This is a genomic window from Halocynthiibacter sp. C4, from assembly GCF_028823805.1.
GTDB classification, from domain to species: Bacteria; Pseudomonadota; Alphaproteobacteria; order Rhodobacterales; family Rhodobacteraceae; genus Falsihalocynthiibacter; species Falsihalocynthiibacter halioticoli.
In genome coordinates this window covers 431,387-448,894 of record NZ_JAPEIE010000001.1, presented here as the reverse complement: position 1 = coordinate 448,894, position 17,508 = coordinate 431,387, and the positions used below count along the sequence as shown (strand labels likewise).

Sequence of the window (17,508 nt, the reverse complement as noted above, 5' to 3'; positions counted from 1 at the left end):
ACGCCTAAGACACACGCGGTTTAACCAAAAAGGAGCACCCATGCCGCTTTTGGTCATGAAATTCGGGGGCACTTCTGTTGCGACACTCGACCGTATTCGGCGCGCAGCCAAACGCGTCGGCGTAGAGGTTGCGAAGGGCTATGATGTAATCGTTATTGTCTCGGCGATGTCGGGCAAAACGAACGAGCTGGTCGGCTGGGTCAAGGAAACGTCACCGCTATTTGACGCGCGCGAGTACGACGCGGTGGTGAGTTCCGGCGAGCAGGTAACAGCAGGCCTCATGGCATTGACGCTTCAGGAGATGGACGTTCCTGCACGCAGCTGGCAAGGCTGGCAGGTTCCGGTGCAAACGACATCCGCACATAGCGCCGCGCGCATTGAAGACATCCAGACAGAAAACATCAACGGCAAGTTTGCCGAAGGGATGCGTGTTGCGGTTGTTGCTGGTTTCCAAGGTGTCAGCCCAGAGGGTCGGATTACAACTCTCGGTCGCGGCGGCTCCGACACAACGGCCGTTGCTTTTGCTGCCGCATTTGGCGCAGAGCGCTGCGACATCTATACTGATGTCGACGGTGTTTATACGACTGATCCGCGCATCAGCTCAAAAGCGCGCAAGCTTGACCGGATCGCATTTGAAGAGATGCTTGAACTCGCCAGTCTTGGCGCAAAGGTTCTGCAAACGCGCTCGGTAGAGCTTGCAATGCGCTATAAAGTGAAACTGCGCGTTCTTTCGTCTTTTGACGAACAAACAGATACATCCGGCACTCTAGTGTGCGACGAGGAGGAAATCATGGAAAGCAATGTAGTAGCTGGCGTCGCCTATTCTCGTGACGAAGCGAAGATGACACTTATCTCGGTTGCTGACCGCCCAGGCATTGCGGCCGCGATCTTTGGACCGCTTTCAGAATCAGGCGTAAATGTTGACATGATCGTGCAGAACATCTCCGAAGATGGCCGTACCGACATGACATTTTCGCTCCCGACAGATCAGGTCGCACGTGCTGAAAAAGCAATGGAAGATGCTAAAACATCGGGCAGCATCAATTATCATGACCTCGTCACAGATACAGATGTCGCCAAGGTGAGCGTTGTCGGAATTGGCATGAGAAGCCACACAGGTGTTGCCGCTAAGATGTTTGCAGCTCTCAACGCCGAGGGCATCAATATCAAGGTTATTACAACCTCAGAGATCAAAGTTTCTGTGCTTATAGACCGGAAATATATGGAACTTGCGGTCCAAGCCCTGCATGATGCCTTTGAATTGGAAAAAGTGGCTTAGTTCACAGGCATTACAAAAGGGGCCATATGGCCGACAGCACAGAAAGCGAAAGCCGGAAGCTCCTCGGGCGGCTCAGAGAGGCGTTGGCCGAAGATAGCGAAGGTCAGGAGCGCCTTGATCACATCACCCATCTGATCGCAGATTCGATGGCGACGGAGGTGTGTTCAATCTACCTCTTCCGTGATGACGAGACTCTAGAACTCTGTGCGACTGAAGGGTTGAAGGCCGAGGCGGTTCACCAAACGCGTATGCGACTTGGCGAAGGCCTCGTTGGTCGCGTGGCCAAGAGCGGCTCAGTTGTGAACTCTGCTGATGCGCCAAAAGAGCGTGGCTTCCGCTATATGCCGGAAACCGGCGAGGAAATGTACAGCAGTTTCCTTGGTGTCCCGATTCAGCGGCTTGGCGATGCGCTTGGGGTTCTTGTTGTTCAGTCCAGAACCGCCCGCGAATTCTCCGAAGATGAGGTCTATGCGCTCGAGGTCGTTGCGATGGTCCTTGCAGAAATGGCAGAGCTCGGTGCATTTATCGGTGAAGGGGCCGCTCTGTCTGCGCGTCATCAACACCCGGTTATGATACGCGGCGGCGTCGGACAAGAAGGGACAGCCGAAGGGCACGTCTTTCTCCATGAGCCACGTGTCGTTGTAACGAACCCGATCGCTGATGACCCTCACGCAGAGCGCGAGCGTTTGCACGAAGCCGTTGATACATTGCGAATGTCTGTCGATGAGATGCTCGCAGGCGCGATGACGGGCGACACCGAGCAGGTAAAGGTACTGGAAGCCTATCGCATGTTTGCCAATTCCAAGGGCTGGATGCGGCGCATGGAAGAAGACATTGCGCGCGGCCTTTCGGCAGAGGCCGCGGTCGAGAAAGAACAAAGCAAAGCGCGCGCGCGCATGAGTCAGGTGCCGGACGCCTATTTGCGCGAACGGCTCCATGATCTTGACGATCTTTCCAACCGCCTTCTGCGTATTTTGACCGGTCAGGGTAAAGACACTGGCGCCGAGATGCCCAGTGATCCCGTATTGGTTGCGCGCAACATTGGCCCCGGAGAGTTGCTCGAATATGGCCGCAGCCTCAAAGGTATAATCCTTGAAGAAGGGTCAGTCGGGAGCCATGCAGCGATTGTCGCTCGTGCGCTCGCAATACCTCTTGTTATCAACGCCGATCGGATTATCACCGAAGCCCTTAACGGTGATCACGTGCTCGTGGATGGCGAACAGGGCATCGTCCATCTTCGCCCCGAAGACAGCATTAAAACTGCTTTCCGCGACAAGATCGCAATGCAGACCACCGCTGCCGAGAAGTATTCCTCGATCCGCGAATTGCCTGCGATTACAAAAGACGGAACAGAGATCAGGCTTTCGATGAATGCCGGTTTGATGGCCGATTTGCCGTCGTTGGAATCATCCGGCGCAAATGGCGTAGGACTGTTTCGCACAGAGCTTCAGTTTCTGATCCGCAACCAAATGCCGAAACGCGGCGAATTGGTCGCCCTGTATCAGCGCGTTCTTGCGGCTGCTGACGGACAGAAAGTTGTTTTCCGCACGCTGGATATCGGCTCGGATAAAGTTCTGCCCTACATGAAGCCTCAAGAGGAGCCGAACCCAGCAATGGGCTGGCGTGCCATACGCCTCGGCCTCGACAAGCCGGGCGTTATGCGCATGCAGCTTCAGGCCTTTATCCGCGCCTGTGCCGGACGGCCATTGTCTGTGATGTTTCCCTTCGTGGCTCAGTTCGATGAATATCGTGTCGCGCGGGCGTTGTTGGAGAAAGAGCTCGAGAACGAAGCCCGCCTCGGTCATATCTTGCCCGAAAGCGTTGAAATTGGAGCAATGTTAGAGACCCCATCTCTCGCTTATGCCCCCACGCAATTCTTCGAGAGTTGTGATTTCATTTCGATTGGCGGTAACGACCTTAAACAATTTTTCTTTGCAGCAGACCGAGAAAACGAGCGCGTTCGCAAGCGATATGACTCACTAAATGTCAGCTTCCTCAGTTTTATTGAGCAAATTGTAGAACGCTGCGAGTCCACAAATACACCTGTGTCTTTCTGCGGCGAGGACGCTGGGCGCCCTCTCGAAGCACTTTGCTTTGCGGCGATGGGGCTGCGCACTCTTTCTATGCGGCCAGCATCAATCGGGCCAATCAAAAGCATGCTTAGAAGCATAAACCTTGCCGAAGCAAAATCTGTGATTGATGAGGCACGCAATAGCGGTGCCCAGTCCGTGCGTCCCGCGATCGAAGAGTGGCTGCGCGAGCGCGTTGACGCTGACTAATCAAAAACCGAGGCAAGAAATTGCGATTCGTGGTTAAGGGATTTCTAGTTGCTGTTATCGTTACAGTAGCAGCACTTGCGCTTGGCGTTGGTTGGAAATCCTCGTTTCTCCTATACATCGCAAGCGGTATCGCAATTACGTTAGCATTGGCTTTGTCAGACTTCGCGAGGTCAAAATAATCGTTTAAAACAAATAGCTTAAACGCCAGTTGCTGCGCAGCCGCGATTATCCCTTCTTATTGAAGAATAACGCCCTTCATACAAACCTGTCTGAAAATACTTTCCCCGTTAACCGGCCAGAAACGATTATTCGGTAGCTTCGATCACAGTTAAGAATTGCGTATCAGGAGGACGCTTGATGATCGGCTCTGTTGTGATGGGATTTTGTATTGGAAGCATTTCGGCAATTATGGCTCTGGACGCCGGATTTTCGCTGACACTTGCGCTTCTCGCCTACTCCGGTACCGGAACAATGACCTATTTGCTGCTTGCCGCGTGCATTTACTTGATTTCAAGACTACGCCGCCCTGCGAGAAACTGGCCCACCGCATCTGATACGGCTCCCAGAATTCAAACCGGCATTTTCTCTACAAGCCCTGCACATTCATCCCAAGCGCCAGCATGCAACGCAAGGCCAAGTACACGTTCTGGATTGGTTAATGGCGGCATGATCACCCCATTCAGTCGGGTAAATCCAAACCGTCCATAATACGGTTCGTCCCCCACAAGCATGACCCGCTCCCAGCTTTCATTTGTTGCTTTCTCAAGGCTGGAGCGGATCAGCAAGTCTCCCAAACCTTCGCCTTGCCTTGTCGGATGGACGGCAACTGGCCCCAACAACAACACCGGCTGATTATCAACTTGAACCGGCCAAAACCTGATGGCACCAGCCAGTATGCCCTCTTCATCACGCGCCACAAGTGACAACCCTTCAACGGGCGGCACCCCGTCACGAAACCGATATGAAGTAAGCGCCTCTCGACCCGGTGCAAAGCATAGGTCATAGAGCGCTTCCACCTCCCACCAGTCCGATTTTTCCTCGCGGTGCAATTGATACACGCGACTTTCTCCGTTTTTGCTGGCAACGCCCCTAACACGGCGTTACCTCTTGTTCAAATACAAGAAAGGCCTCGCATGTTCTATATCCCAAAAAACGGTCACGGCTTACCGCATAACCCTTTCAACGCGGTTGTAACCCCAAGACCGATTGCGTGGATCTCTACTAGAGATTCCGATGGAAATGAAAACCTTGCCCCGTATTCCTTCTTCAATGCCGTGGCATATGAACCGCCACAGATTATGTTTGCCTCGACAAGCGCCAAACAGGATCGCGATGGAACGAAGGACACAGTTAGCAACATTCGGGAAACAGAAGTCTTCTGCGTAAATATTGTCGCCTATGAAATGCGCGATATGATGAATAAGACTTCCGGCGCCTATCCAAAAGAGACCAATGAATTTGAAGTGGCCGGCGTTGAGAAAGCGGAATGCAGCGAGATCGATGCCCCACGCGTTGCAAACGCTCCCGCAAGCCTAGAATGCAAACTTACGCAAATTGTAAAGCTACCGGGCGAGGCAAATTTCACCGTATTCGGCGAGGTGGTAGGCGTTCATCTTCGCGACGATTGCATTAAAGACGGTGTCTTTGACGTCACAAGTTTCTCGCCGCTCGCACGGCTTGGATACCGTGATTATTCAAGAGTTGAAAACCTGTTTAGCTTAACGCGGCCGGAGGTTTAATCAATGACACGTGAAACAATGATCGGCGTAATTGGCGGTTCGGGTTTATACGAGATCGATGGCCTGCAAGATGCGAAATGGGTCGAACTTTCAACGCCATGGGGCGCACCAAGCGATGCTATTTTCAAAGGCACACTCAACGGTTTACCAATGGCGTTCTTGCCTAGACACGGCAGAGGCCACGTTCATTCGCCAAGTACCGTTCCCTACCGAGCAAATATCGATGCCTTAAAGCAACTCGGCGTGACTGATATCATTTCGGTGTCAGCTTGCGGTTCGTTTCGCGAAGAGATGGCACCCGGAGACTTTGTAGTTGTCGACCAATTTATCGACAGAACTTTCGCAAGGGAAAAGAGCTTCTTCGGAGAAGGGTGCGTCGCGCATGTTTCCGTTGCTCATCCAACCTGCAGTCGTTTGTCGGAAGCCTGTTTCGAAGCGGGCAAAGCGCAGGGTGTTAAAATGCATAATGGCGGAACCTATCTTGCAATGGAGGGGCCGCAATTTAGCACAATCGCAGAAAGCAAAATGTACCGCGAGAGCTGGGGCTGCGATGTGATTGGCATGACAAATATGCCGGAGGCCAAACTCGCGCGCGAAGCCGAGATATGCTATGCCTCGGTTGCGATGATCACCGATTACGACAGCTGGCATCCAGACCATGGCGAGGTCGACATCACTGATATTATCAAAACATTGATGGGCAACGCAAATAATGCGCGCGGCCTCGTTTCGCGCCTACCTGAAATTTTAGACGCAAAACAGAACGCATGCGGGCAAGGTTGCGACAGTGCTCTTGAGCATGCGATCCTGACCGCACCGGAAAAGCGCGACGCCGAACTCGTTGCTAAACTTAATACTGTCGCCGGCAGAGTTCTAAATCGATAACCCGATCACCTTGGCATACCGCCTAAGAAAGAACGGACCCAATATGAGCAAGAAAACAGTTAAAGACTACATTCGCACGATTGTAGATTTCCCCCACGAAGGCATTCTGTTCCGCGATGTTACAACGCTTTTTGCAGACCCGCGCGGTTTTCGCATGGCCGTCGACCAAATGCTGCACCCCTATGCTGGCCTTCAGATCGACAAGGTTGTTGGCCTCGAAGCTCGCGGCTTTATCCTTGGGGGAGCCATTGCGCACCAACTTTCGGTTGGTTTTGTCCCAGTTCGCAAGAAAGGCAAATTGCCTGGCCGGACAATCTCACAAGAATACACACTAGAATACGGTGAAGCCATTGTGGAACTCCACGAGGACGCCATACAGCCAGGGGAGAAAATCCTACTCGTTGACGACCTCCTTGCAACCGGCGGAACCGCCGAAGCTGGCATCAAACTCATTGAGCGTCTTGGCGGAGAAATTATCAGTTGTTCATTTGTTATCGATCTTCCTGACCTTGGCGGCCGGAAGCGGCTTGAGGCCATGGGGATGGAAGTATTGAGCTTGTGTGAATTCGAAGGGCTTTGATCGCCAACAAATTGGTAAAAAACAGTTCTATCAAGTACGCGCCAGTTATGAATTGGCATCTTTTTGCAAGAGCCAAAAGGGCGCCCCTCACCTCCGATGGGGCGCCCGTTTCTTTTAGCGCAGCACTGCACCCGGATTCATAATTCCATTAGAATCCAGCGAAGCTTTGATTGCACGCATTGCGGAAAGTTTCGCCGCGTCCCCATAGATTTCTAGGGTTTCGGCCTTTAGCCTCCCAACACCATGTTCTGCCGAGAATGACCCGCCCTTTGAAGCTACCAACTCATTCACGACCGTCTGGATTTCCTGCCGTAGATCTGCATATTCATCCCGGCTTTTTCCTTTCGCGGGAAATACATTGAAATGCAGGTTTCCATCACCAAGATGCCCGAAACAATTCAATCTGATATTGCCAAGGGCTTCGAGTTTTTGACGCCCTTCATCGATAAAGCTGGCGATTTCGCTTAACGGCAATGAAACGTCATTCGACACAATGGAACCAATGCGCTTGTTTGCCTGGGGAATGCGCTCTCGAACTGCCCAGAACTGCTCGCGCTGTGTGGCGTTTTGCGCAACGAGCCCATCCAGAACGACTCCCCGTTCCATGCCATCTTCAAAAATCTGCAGCAACAATTCGCTGCAATCCTGAGAACCGGTAACGCCCAAGTCTAACAAAACGAGCCATTCCGGCAGGTCGTTGAACGGCTGCCGGACCTCGGGGAGAGTTTCGCGCAAAAATTCCAGTCCAACGCGATGCATGAGTTCAAACGCAGACACATCATTGCCAGCAACACGCCGAGACAGGTTTAGCAACTCGAGTGCGGCATCAGGCGATGACACAGTAAATAGCGCAGTGCCGTAATTTTGCGGACGCGGGAACAGCTTCAGAGCGGCCGCCGTAATAACCCCAAGGCTGCCTTCGGAGCCGATAAGAAGGTTTCGCAAATCGTACCCTGTGTTATCTTTGCGCAGCCTCGTCAAACCATTCCAGATTTGACCGTCCGGCAGCACAGCTTCCAGCCCCAAGCAGAGATCACGCGTATTACCATATCTCAGAACGTTTAAGCCGCCCGCATTCGTTGCCAAATTTCCGCCGATGCAGCACGAGCCTTCTGAAGCAAGTGATAAAGGAAATAGCAGCCCCTTTTCCTCGGCGGCCTCTTGAACATTTTGCAAGATCGCCCCCGCTTCCGCGATGATGACGTTCTCCTCTGCATGGACGCCTCGGATTGCGTTCATGCGTTCAAGCGACAGGATTAGAGGAGCTGGCCCATCAGGACAAACCTGCCCGCCAACAAGCCCCGTTCCGCCCCCATATGGCACAACACCGACCCGTGCTTGGTTGCACGCAGTCACGATAATAGAAACTTCTTTGGTTGATTTCGGCTTTGCGACAAAACCAGGTTGTCCAAAGTACCTACCGCGTGGTTCTTCTAGATAGCGGCCATCGGCTGGCTGAATCGCCCCTTTTGGAAGCTGGCTTTCCAGCGTCTCAACAAATGCCGCATCCAAGGAATTCAACATGGTTTTGCTACCTAACGTCGGTTTTTCCACGCCTGTCGCGTCTCAGATTGGCGTAAAGAACATGATTTCGCCAGCGCCCGGAAATCTGCAGATAGCTTTGCGCGACTCCTTCATATTTGAAGCCTGATTTTTCAAGGACACCACGCGAAGCAGTATTTTCGGGCAGGCATGCGGCCTCAAGCCGTGAAATATCGAGAACTGTGAAGGCATAGTGCGTCACAGCTTGGATCGCTTCGCGCATGTAACCGTTGCGAGCGTGGCGCTCTCCGATCCAATACCCCAAGGTACCTGCCTGCGAAGGACCTCTTCGAATATTGTCTAGCGTTAGAGCACCAAGCAACTCACCGCTATGGCGCTCTGTTAGGAATAGTGGGAGCGCACTACCGCTCACAGTTGATCGCTGTGCCCAGTACACACGGTTAGTAAACGATTTGCGTGAGAGATGGTCACTCGACCAGAGCGGCTCCCACGGGATCAGAAAAGCGCGGCTTTCGTTTCGCAACGTTGACCAAGCCCGATAATCACTATGCAGCGGCAAGCGCAGTGTCATGCGCTCAGTTTCAATCAGAACCTTTTTCCGCCGCACAAACATCAGCCAACCAATCGCTCGCGCAACTCCTGAACCGAAACAGACGTTGCTTTTGGCCCGTATGTGGCCATTGAGATTTTGGCATCAGAGGACATTTTAGCGGCCATCTCGCGCACGCCCAAATGCGTAACGGCATCAACTTTCTCAACCGTTTCTTCTAACGACGGAACACGCCCCCAGATAGAAACCAAGCGCGCAAGCCGTTCGGCGCGGCTGCTCGGGCTTTCTAGCCCCATGAGCATGCCAGCTTTCATTTGAGCGCGAGCGCGAGCGACCTCTTTTTCTGACATGTCATCCGCTGCGCGTTTGACTTCGTCCACCGCAAGACACGCGAGCTCAGCCAATTGATCACCACTGGTGCCCGCATAGATCGTGGTCGTGCCGCCATCGGAAAACGCCCCTGCTTGGGCGAAGATTGTATAGCAAAGCCCACGCTTTTCGCGCACTTCCTGAAACAGCCGCGATGACATTCCACCGCCAAGTGCCGAAGCCAAAATCTGGCTCGTGTAAATGTCATCGTTGCGATATCCGGGGCCGTCAAAGCACATTGCAAAATGCGCTTGCTCCAACTGTTTCTCGACCCGATGCTCACCGCCAATGAAACTTGCTGGCGCCTCTGCTGGCCGCGCACCTTTTGCAAGACCGCCAAACAGAGCCTCGGCCGCCTTTACCAGCGCATCATGATCAACGTCACCCGCAGCAGATAATATCAAGTTCTCCGGACCGTAGTGCTCCGATACAAACTCAGAAAGGTCGCTGCTTTGAAAAGAGCTAACATTCTCTGCTGGGCCAAGGATTGTGCGCCCGATTGGCTGGTCGGGATAGGTTGCACCTTGTAGCCAATCAAAAACAACATCATCCGGCGTGTCGAGTGCTTGTCCGATTTCTTGAAGAATAACACCGCGCTCTGTTTCAAGCTCTGCAGCTTCAAAGGTCGGGTTGAGCAGGATATCCGAAATAACATCAAGTCCAAGCGGCACATCCTGGCCAAGGACGCGCACGTAATAGGCCGTCATCTCGCGGCTCGTGTAGGCATTGATATAGCCGCCAACATCTTCGATGGCTTCCGCGATCTGAAGCGCGCTACGCGACTTGGTTCCCTTGAACGCCATATGTTCAAGGAAATGCGCGATACCGTTTTGCTCAAGACGTTCGTGGCGTCCGCCGACAGCAACCCAAATTCCGACGCTTGCGGATTTCAGTCCCGGCATATTTTCGGAGACGATCCGAAACCCGTTATTCAGGGTCGTTACTTGGCTGGTCAACGTGCGCGCCTTTCGTGAACGAGCTTTTTCAGGGCATCGAGATCATTGGGAACGCGCGTGACGCGTTCGGGTTTGTCAGCCATCTCCGCCATATGTGGAGGCAGATCTGGATAATGCCCACAGGCGGCAATGACCGCATCCGGGAACTTTGCCGGATGCGCGGTAGAGAGAGTGATCATCGGAACGTCGCTTAGGTGCTCTTTGGCAACCTTAACGGCCACAGCGGTGTGCGGACATAGAATTTCGCCCGTTGTCCGCTCCATATCCCTGATCGTGTCTGCGCACTCCTCTTCCGAGGCGCGCCCCGACGTGAATGTTTCGCGAAGCTGCTCTAGCGCGCCTTGGGATATCTTGAAGCTGCCGGACTTCAATTCCTCCATCAGCTGCGCAATTGCGCCACCGTCACGGCCGTACATATCGAACAAGGCGCGCTCAAAGTTGCTGGACACTTGGATGTCCATACTTGGGCTCATGCTCGGGATTGTTTCGGCCTTTGCGTATTCTCCGGTTTCGAGTGTGCGATGCAGAATATCGTTCTGGTTGGTCGCGATCACCAATTCACGCACCGGAAGGCCCATCTTCTTTGCAATGTACCCAGCGAAAATATCGCCGAAGTTGCCAGTTGGAACTGTAAACGAGACCGCGCGATGCGGCGCACCGAGCGAAACGGCGGAGGAAAAATAATATACGACCTGAGCCAAGACGCGGGCCCAGTTGATGGAGTTCACACCTGCCAGTCCGACGCCATCTCGGAATTCGAAATCATTGAACATGTCCTTGAGGCGCGCCTGACAGTCGTCAAAGTCGCCATCCATCGCTAGGGCATGAACGTTTGCATCTTCCGGCGTTGTCATCTGTTTGCGCTGGATGTCGCTAACACGGCCGTGTGGAAACAAGATAAAGACATCCACGTTAGACAGGCCACGGAATGCTTCAATCGCCGCAGAACCGGTATCACCAGAGGTTGCGCCAACAATGGTTACGCGTTTGTTCGCGCGCTTAAGCGAGGCTTGAAACAACTGGCCAATAAGCTGCATCGCGAAATCTTTGAACGCCAATGTCGGGCCGTGAAACAGTTCCAGAAGGAAATGATTAGGGCCAAGCTGAACAAGCGGTGCTCTGGCCTCGTGGCGGAACCCTTCATAGGCGCGGGCAATGATTGCTTTGAATTCTTCATCGGTGAACGCATCGCCAATGAACGGCCGCATCACGATAAATGCAATCTCTTCGTATGACTTGCCTGCGAGATCAGCGATATCTTCTGGTGACATCACCGGAATCTCGGCGGGAACGTACAATCCTCCGTCGCGGGCCAGACCTGTCATCATGGCTTCTTCAAAACTCAAGCTGGGCGCTGTGCCCCGTGTCGATACATATTTCATAGTCTGCCTCTAAACGGTTCTCTGCCTGATACGCCACAGAAAGAACGCTGTCATCCCAAACCATACAATTGCCAACCCAAACCACGTTAAAACATATTCAAGGTGGCGATTTGGTATGCCCGAAGAATCAACAGGAAAGGGTGTGGTTACCAAGTTTGGCTCTGTGCTGCTGCGTTGGACAAGCAGAACGGGTTCGGTATCAAGTGCTTCTGCCATTGCCGGAATGTCCCTCCCGAACCAAACGCCAGCATCTAGGTCCGGAGGAGGCGTTGACGATTGCATCTCATCTGGCCAGAGCAGGTTGCCCGTGATTTCTGCTTTAACAACCGGTCGAGGCGCATCTTTGGCAGGAATAGCAACAAAGCCGCGATCAAGCAGGATGCGCCGCCCACTCTCTAGGGTGAATTCCGAGATGATGCGGTACCCTGCCCCGATCTTTTGCACCGATGCCAAAACAGTGATTTCGCGCGGTCCGACAGTTCCAGCGGCCTTAACTGGCAAGTACTGATCGCGATTTTCATTCGGCACCTCTGGAACTGAAACGGGATCGGCGAGAATTGTCGCGTCGATTTTGGCCAATTCCTCGGTTTTCTCGTCAAGTCGATCAAGCTGCCAAAAACCCAGCGAACATAAAATCAGGGTTCCGACAATTCCGAATATAAGCGGCAAGATATACTTGCGGTTCATAAAGCTCTTCTCTCCAAGTAAAAAAGGCGCGGAACAGCTCCCGCGCCTTTACTATTCTTTATCACACGACACAAAGCGCGTAGGTGCAAACGGCTCCTATTAGCCGCCCCAGACGTAAACAGCCGCAAACAGGAACAGCCAAACAACGTCAACAAAGTGCCAGTACCAAGCCGCAGCTTCTAGGCCCACGTGCGCTTCGGGTGTGAATGCGCCGCGCATCGCACGGATCAAACAAACTGCGAGGAAAATAGTTCCGATCACAACGTGGAAGCCGTGGAAGCCTGTCGCCATGAAGAAGTTGGCGCCATAGATGTTGCCGGAGAACCCGAATGCAGCGTGGCTGTATTCGTAGATCTGGAACATTGTGAAGAACACACCGAGAATGATCGAAATCGCAAGACCATTGATCAGGTCTTTGCGGTTGTTTTCATGAGCAATCGCGTGGTGTGCCCATGTACACGCAGCACCAGAGCAGAGCAGGATCAGCGTGTTGATTAGCGGCAGGTGCCATGGATCGAATGTTTCAATCCCTGCTGGCGGCCAAACGCCGTCAACGGCTGGAGATTCTGGCCCCATGGGATAGATGGCGTGTTTGAAGAAGCTCCAGAACCATGCTGCAAAGAACATGATTTCGGACATGATAAACATGATAACGCCATAGCGCAGACCGATTTTCACGACAGGTGTGTGATCACCTTCGTTCGCTTCGGTGATTACGTCGCTCCACCATTCAAACATCACATAGAGAACACCAGCAAGGCCGATCAGGAACATGAAGGGTGTGATACCCTGCATCCAGAGAACCGCGCCGAAGAGCATGATGAAGCCCGAAACGGCACCGGCCAGAGGCCAGATTGACGGCGGTAGAATGTGATAGTCGTGGTTTTTTGCGTGTGCCATATAGGATCCCCTGTTTGGGACTTAGTTAACATCAGCCTTTGGTGTGGTCGAGAGGCTCGCCACATCTTTAGGCAGTTCGGTTTCATAAAACGTATAGGATAGGGTTATGTGATGCACGTATTTTGCATCTCTATCCGAAACGATTTCGGGGTCGACGTAAAAACTCACCGGCATCATAACGGTTTCACCCGGTTCGAGCACTTGTTCGGTAAAGCAAAAACAGTCGATTTTCGTGAAAAAGCCACCCGCTTCATAGGGGGCAACATTGTAGGTCGCAGATCCAGCAACTCGGCGGTCTGTCGGGTTGTGCGCTTCGTAAAAGGCAAGACCGGTTTCGCCGATGTTGATCTCCATCTGGCGAACCACAGGCTTGAAGGTCCATGGCATATCGCGGTCTAGCGAAGCATCAAAACGAACTGTGATTGTTTGGTCGAGGACTTCGTCGGAACCAGCAGCTGACACAGAAGTTGTGCCGCCAAATCCAGTAACCCTACAGAACCAGTCATAGAATGGCACAGACGCCCAAGCGAGCGATCCCATCGTAAAGACGACGGCGAATGCCTGTAGCGCGGTTTTATGTGTCGATTTCATCGCCATCAGTTGCCAGAGTCCTGTGTTTCAAGGGAAGGGCGAGCGGTATGGTCAAACGCCTCTACTGGCTCACCGCGCTGAACTTTTGCAAGCGTCAGCCAAAAGACAATAGCAACGAAAGCAAAAAGCGAGAGGCCAAGGCCTACGTTCCGACCAAGTCGGCGATAGTGCATTTCATGCTCAACTTTGGGCGCCATCAGAAACCTCCCCAAGTCACGCCCAGAGCCGATTGCAAGAGCAGTGCCGTGAAATGCAGGAATAGGTAATAAAGCGATAGTTTAAAGAACTTACGCTCCGCCAGATACTTGTCAGCTTGGGCCTCATCTTCGTCACGGCGCCAGATTTTTATGGCTCCGCGGATGAACAGCAGATTCAAAACAAGTGAAACAGCGAAATAGATCGGCCCGCCGATAGATGTGAAGCTCGTCGCAAGCGCGACCGGCGCGAGTAAGAGCGTATAAACCAGAATGTGTTTACGCGTAGATTTGCGGCCATGCGTTACTGTGAGCATCGGCACTTCGGCTTTGGTGTAGTCGTCATTCATGAACAGCGCGAGCGCCCAAAAGTGCGGGGGCGTCCACATGAACGTAAGCGCAAACATCAGAATACTTTCAATCGAAACACCACCGGTCGCAACGGCCCATCCGATCATTGGAGGGAAAGCACCAGCGGCGCCACCAATCACAATGTTCTGTGGCGTCCAGCGCTTGAGCCACATGGTATAGATGACGACGTAGAAAAAGATCGTAAACGCCAGGAGCAGTCCGGCAACAATATTTGCAGCAAGCGCTAGCATGACAACCGAAATACCGGACAGCGCGATACCAAAGCCCAGCGCCTCGCCTTCGGCAATTTTACCTGCCGGAATGGGGCGCTTCTGCGTGCGCTTCATAATCCGGTCAATATCTGCGTCCCACCACATGTTGAGCGCGCCAGAGGCACCGCCACCAAGTGCGATAAACAAGATCGACGTAAACGCCACAAACGGATGAACTGGGTTAGGTGCAACCAGAATCCCGACCAAGGCCGTGAAAACCACAAGCGACATTACGCGCGGCTTCAAAAGCGCAACGAAATCGCGGAAACCTGCATCACCAGCAGGTGTGGTTACATTTGTCTGTAGGCTTGCGTCGCTCATGCTGGCCCTATCGAGGTCGGATCATCAAAAAAACGGACGTGGCCCCAATATTAGGAGCCACACCCTTCACAAAGAACTGCGGTTACTTGGATGCCAGTGTGAGTGGCGTATCCAGACCTGCATATTCCTCTTTGGCGTCAACCAGCCAGTTTTGGTAAGCTTCTTCGCTTACAACTTTGACTGTGATTGGCATGTAGCTGTGGTCCTTGCCGCAAAGCTCGGAACACTGACCAAAGTAAACGCCCTCTTTCTCGGCAGTGAACCAAAGTTCAGCCAGACGACCAGGTACGCCATCTTGCTTCACACCGAACGCCGGGATTGCCCAGCTGTGGATCACGTCAGCACCAGTAACTTGAATTACGATTGTTTTGCCAACCGGAATAACGAGAGCAGTGTCCGTCGCAAGAAGGAAGTCCTCACTTGCATAGCCATTACGCTCCAGAAGCGCGTCCATATCTGCGCTGCGAACGAATGGCTCCACACCATCATCGTCGTCGGTAAGTGTGGCAGGGTGACCAAGCATGTATGAATCAAAACCAAACTCATGGTCGACATACTCATAACCCCAGTACCATTGGTAACCAGTTGCCTTGATTGTTACGTCAGCCGTTGGAATTGTCTGTTGCTTGAACAGAACCGGCAGCGAGAACGCACCGATGAATACGAGAATCAAAATCGGGATCAGCGTCCAAGCAACTTCGAGCGGCGAGTTATGTGTGAACGTCGCAGGCTTCGGGTTTGTTTTGGAATTATAGCGAATCATAATCCAGATAATCAGCGCGGTCACAAAAATGACGATCGCGGTGATGATCACGAGGATCATGTTGTCTAGACCCTGAAGATCGCGGGCCAGCTCTGTTGCGGCAGGTTGGAAGCCAAGCGATTTTTCTGTGGGCTTACCGATAACCTCTAGGTTTCCCAACGAATCTTGCGCGTTTGCTGCGCCTGCTGCTGCCAGCGCAATCGCTGAAAGGCCTGAAATCTTGGTCAAAAATCGCATAGTCATTTCCTGTTCGCACAAAGCAGATTTGCTCTGCTCACATCTTACTCCCGCCCAAACGGTCGGAATCCCATTGTCTTTGCTGCGCCAAAAACCATATTAGACGCAACAGAACAAGCATCTTTCCACGTGGCTTTGAACCACCATGTCGCTTTTATGCGTCAATTACCGGAGTTTTTCTATGTCAAATGCGCGTTTTCGCCCTTTTGAAACCTCGTTGGACATCGACTCAACTCTGGGAATTCTCAAGGAAACTTGTGCAGGAGCGGATGATGGCGAACTTTTTCTCGAGCGAAAGAGTTCGGAGGCCATCGTATTTGATGATGGGCGGGTAAAAACTGCGAGTTATGACGCAAGCGAAGGATTTGGATTACGCGCAGTGCGTGGCGAGACATCCGGCTATGCGCATTCCACCGAAATGACCGAATCCGCAATTCGGAGAGCATCAGAGACAGCTCGCCTAGCTGTTGGTGACGGAGGTGGCGCTATGGCCCCTGCGCCAAAACACACCAACCGCAAACTTTATAGCGACGATGATCCCATCGCGCAGGCCGCTTTTCCTGTGAAAATTGATCTGCTCAAGGAAATCGATGCTTTCACTCGCGGGCTCGACAAGCGCGTTATTCAAGTTTCTGCAACCCTCGCCGCTTCCATGCAAGAAGTGGAGATTCTCCGCCCCGACGGACACCACGTGCGCGATGCTCGCCCGATGAGTCGCTTGAATATCAGCGTCATAGTCGAGGAAAACGGTCGTCGCGAAAGCGGAGGCATGGGCGGCGGTGGACGCGCTTCACTCTCTGGCCTTTTGGAAACCGAGCACTGGCAGTCTGTCGCTCGTGAAGCTTTGCGTATTGCGCTTGTTAACCTTCGTGCCGTCCCTGCCCCTGCTGGTGTTATGGACATTGTTCTTGGCTCTGGCTGGCCCGGGATCCTGCTGCATGAAGCTGTCGGGCACGGCCTCGAAGGAGACTTTAACCGCAAGGGAAGCTCCGCCTTTTCCGGCCTCGTGGGGCAGCAGGTCGCTGCGAAAGGTGTGACGGTCCTTGATGATGGAACTATTCCAGATCGGCGCGGCTCTATTACCTTCGATGATGAGGGCACGCCTAGCGGCAAAAACGTTCTGATCGAGGACGGCGTGCTGGTTGGCTATATGCAAGACCGACAAAACGCGCGGCTTATGGGCGTTCCAGAAACGGGCAATGGTCGTCGCGAAAGCTATGCTCACACGCCGATGCCGCGTATGACCAACACATATATGCTTGGCGGAGACAGCGCCCCAAGCGACATTGTCGCGGACCTAAAAGACGGAATTTACGCGGTCGGATTTGGCGGCGGACAGGTTGATATCACCTCAGGTAAGTTTGTTTTTTCCTGCACTGAGGCCTACCGCGTCAAAAACGGAGTGGTCGGTGAGCCCGTCAAAGGCGCAACACTCATTGGCGACGGCCCCACGGCCATGAAGAAAATCCGCGCGATTGGCAATGATATGAAGCTCGATCCGGGTATCGGGAATTGTGGGAAAGCCGGACAATGGGTGCCGGTTGGCGTCGGACAGCCAACGCTCATGATCGGCGGGATAACTGTGGGCGGCTCGGCGGCCTAGAAGGTATTTTTAGAATGCCTGCGGAAATGTTCACCATTCATTAACCATCGTGGTCCTAATGTCGGGA

General features: G+C 53.0%; 17 protein-coding genes. 6 read left to right on the top strand and 11 right to left on the bottom strand.

Annotation, left to right across the window (positions count from 1 at the left end; genetic code table 11):
• Positions 1–40 precede the first annotated feature (40 nt).
• Entirely contained in the window at positions 41–1,279 is a 1,239-nt protein-coding gene (locus OU789_RS02230; protein WP_263954088.1) for an aspartate kinase, read from the top strand.
• Positions 1,280–1,305: 26 nt separating this feature from the next.
• Positions 1,306–3,558: a phosphoenolpyruvate--protein phosphotransferase gene (gene ptsP / locus OU789_RS02225; RefSeq protein ID WP_274652887.1), complete on the top strand. Its 2,253-nt coding sequence runs from the start codon at positions 1,306–1,308 to the stop codon at positions 3,556–3,558.
• A 569-nt stretch (positions 3,559–4,127) separates the two neighbouring features.
• Here ptsP and OU789_RS02220 read toward each other — a convergent pair.
• Complete coding sequence (locus OU789_RS02220; RefSeq protein WP_274652885.1) at positions 4,128–4,616, bottom strand: GNAT family N-acetyltransferase; 489 nt, start codon at positions 4,614–4,616, stop codon at positions 4,128–4,130.
• A 75-nt stretch (positions 4,617–4,691) separates the two neighbouring features.
• Between OU789_RS02220 and OU789_RS02215 the strand changes: the two genes are divergently transcribed.
• Genes OU789_RS02215 through OU789_RS02205 form a run of 3 tightly spaced genes read left to right on the top strand, consistent with a single transcriptional unit; the run spans position 4,692 to position 6,762 of the window.
• Entirely contained in the window at positions 4,692–5,297 is a 606-nt protein-coding gene (locus OU789_RS02215) for a flavin reductase family protein (RefSeq protein WP_274652883.1), read from the top strand.
• A 3-nt stretch (positions 5,298–5,300) separates the two neighbouring features.
• A complete protein-coding gene (locus OU789_RS02210) occupies positions 5,301–6,182 on the top strand; it encodes an S-methyl-5'-thioadenosine phosphorylase (protein WP_274652881.1) in 882 nt (293 codons plus the stop codon).
• A gap of 43 nt (positions 6,183–6,225) precedes the next feature.
• Positions 6,226–6,762 carry an adenine phosphoribosyltransferase gene (locus OU789_RS02205; RefSeq protein ID WP_263954094.1) on the top strand — a complete coding sequence of 179 codons (537 nt, stop codon included), beginning with the start codon at positions 6,226–6,228 and terminating at the stop codon, positions 6,760–6,762.
• 114 nt (positions 6,763–6,876) lie between these two features.
• Here the strand turns inward: OU789_RS02205 and OU789_RS02200 are convergent, their stop codons facing one another.
• The 10 genes from OU789_RS02200 to coxB form a co-directional block, all read right to left on the bottom strand.
• Entirely contained in the window at positions 6,877–8,286 is a 1,410-nt protein-coding gene (locus OU789_RS02200) for an FAD-binding oxidoreductase (RefSeq protein ID WP_274652879.1), read from the bottom strand.
• Between the two features lie 7 nt (positions 8,287–8,293).
• Entirely contained in the window at positions 8,294–8,878 is a 585-nt protein-coding gene (locus OU789_RS02195) for a GNAT family N-acetyltransferase (RefSeq protein WP_263954096.1), read from the bottom strand.
• Complete coding sequence (locus tag OU789_RS02190; RefSeq protein WP_274652876.1) at positions 8,878–10,140, bottom strand: M16 family metallopeptidase; 1,263 nt, start codon at positions 10,138–10,140, stop codon at positions 8,878–8,880. Before OU789_RS02190 ends, OU789_RS02195 begins: the two co-directional genes overlap by 1 nt.
• On the bottom strand, positions 10,137–11,522 hold the full coding sequence (gene thrC, locus OU789_RS02185; RefSeq protein WP_274652874.1) for a threonine synthase: 1,386 nt from the start codon (positions 11,520–11,522) through the stop codon (positions 10,137–10,139). Before thrC ends, OU789_RS02190 begins: the two co-directional genes overlap by 4 nt.
• Before the next feature lie 9 nt (positions 11,523–11,531).
• A complete protein-coding gene (locus OU789_RS02180; RefSeq protein WP_274652872.1) occupies positions 11,532–12,209 on the bottom strand; it encodes an SURF1 family protein in 678 nt (225 codons plus the stop codon).
• Positions 12,210–12,308: 99 nt separating this feature from the next.
• On the bottom strand, positions 12,309–13,109 hold the full coding sequence (locus OU789_RS02175) for a cytochrome c oxidase subunit 3 (RefSeq protein WP_274652870.1): 801 nt from the start codon (positions 13,107–13,109) through the stop codon (positions 12,309–12,311).
• Positions 13,110–13,130: 21 nt separating this feature from the next.
• On the bottom strand, positions 13,131–13,706 hold the full coding sequence (locus OU789_RS02170) for a cytochrome c oxidase assembly protein (RefSeq protein WP_274652868.1): 576 nt from the start codon (positions 13,704–13,706) through the stop codon (positions 13,131–13,133).
• A complete protein-coding gene (locus tag OU789_RS02165) occupies positions 13,706–13,897 on the bottom strand; it encodes a hypothetical protein (protein WP_263954102.1) in 192 nt (63 codons plus the stop codon). The genes OU789_RS02170 and OU789_RS02165 overlap by 1 nt, the downstream gene beginning before the upstream one ends.
• A complete protein-coding gene (gene cyoE / locus OU789_RS02160) occupies positions 13,897–14,838 on the bottom strand; it encodes a heme o synthase (RefSeq protein ID WP_274652866.1) in 942 nt (313 codons plus the stop codon). The genes OU789_RS02165 and cyoE overlap by 1 nt, the downstream gene beginning before the upstream one ends.
• Before the next feature lie 82 nt (positions 14,839–14,920).
• Complete coding sequence (gene coxB, locus OU789_RS02155; RefSeq protein WP_263954104.1) at positions 14,921–15,838, bottom strand: cytochrome c oxidase subunit II; 918 nt, start codon at positions 15,836–15,838, stop codon at positions 14,921–14,923.
• 181 nt (positions 15,839–16,019) lie between these two features.
• Between coxB and tldD the strand changes: the two genes are divergently transcribed.
• Positions 16,020–17,441 carry a metalloprotease TldD gene (gene tldD, locus OU789_RS02150; protein WP_274652864.1) on the top strand — a complete coding sequence of 474 codons (1,422 nt, stop codon included), beginning with the start codon at positions 16,020–16,022 and terminating at the stop codon, positions 17,439–17,441.
• Positions 17,442–17,508: the final 67 nt, after the last annotated feature.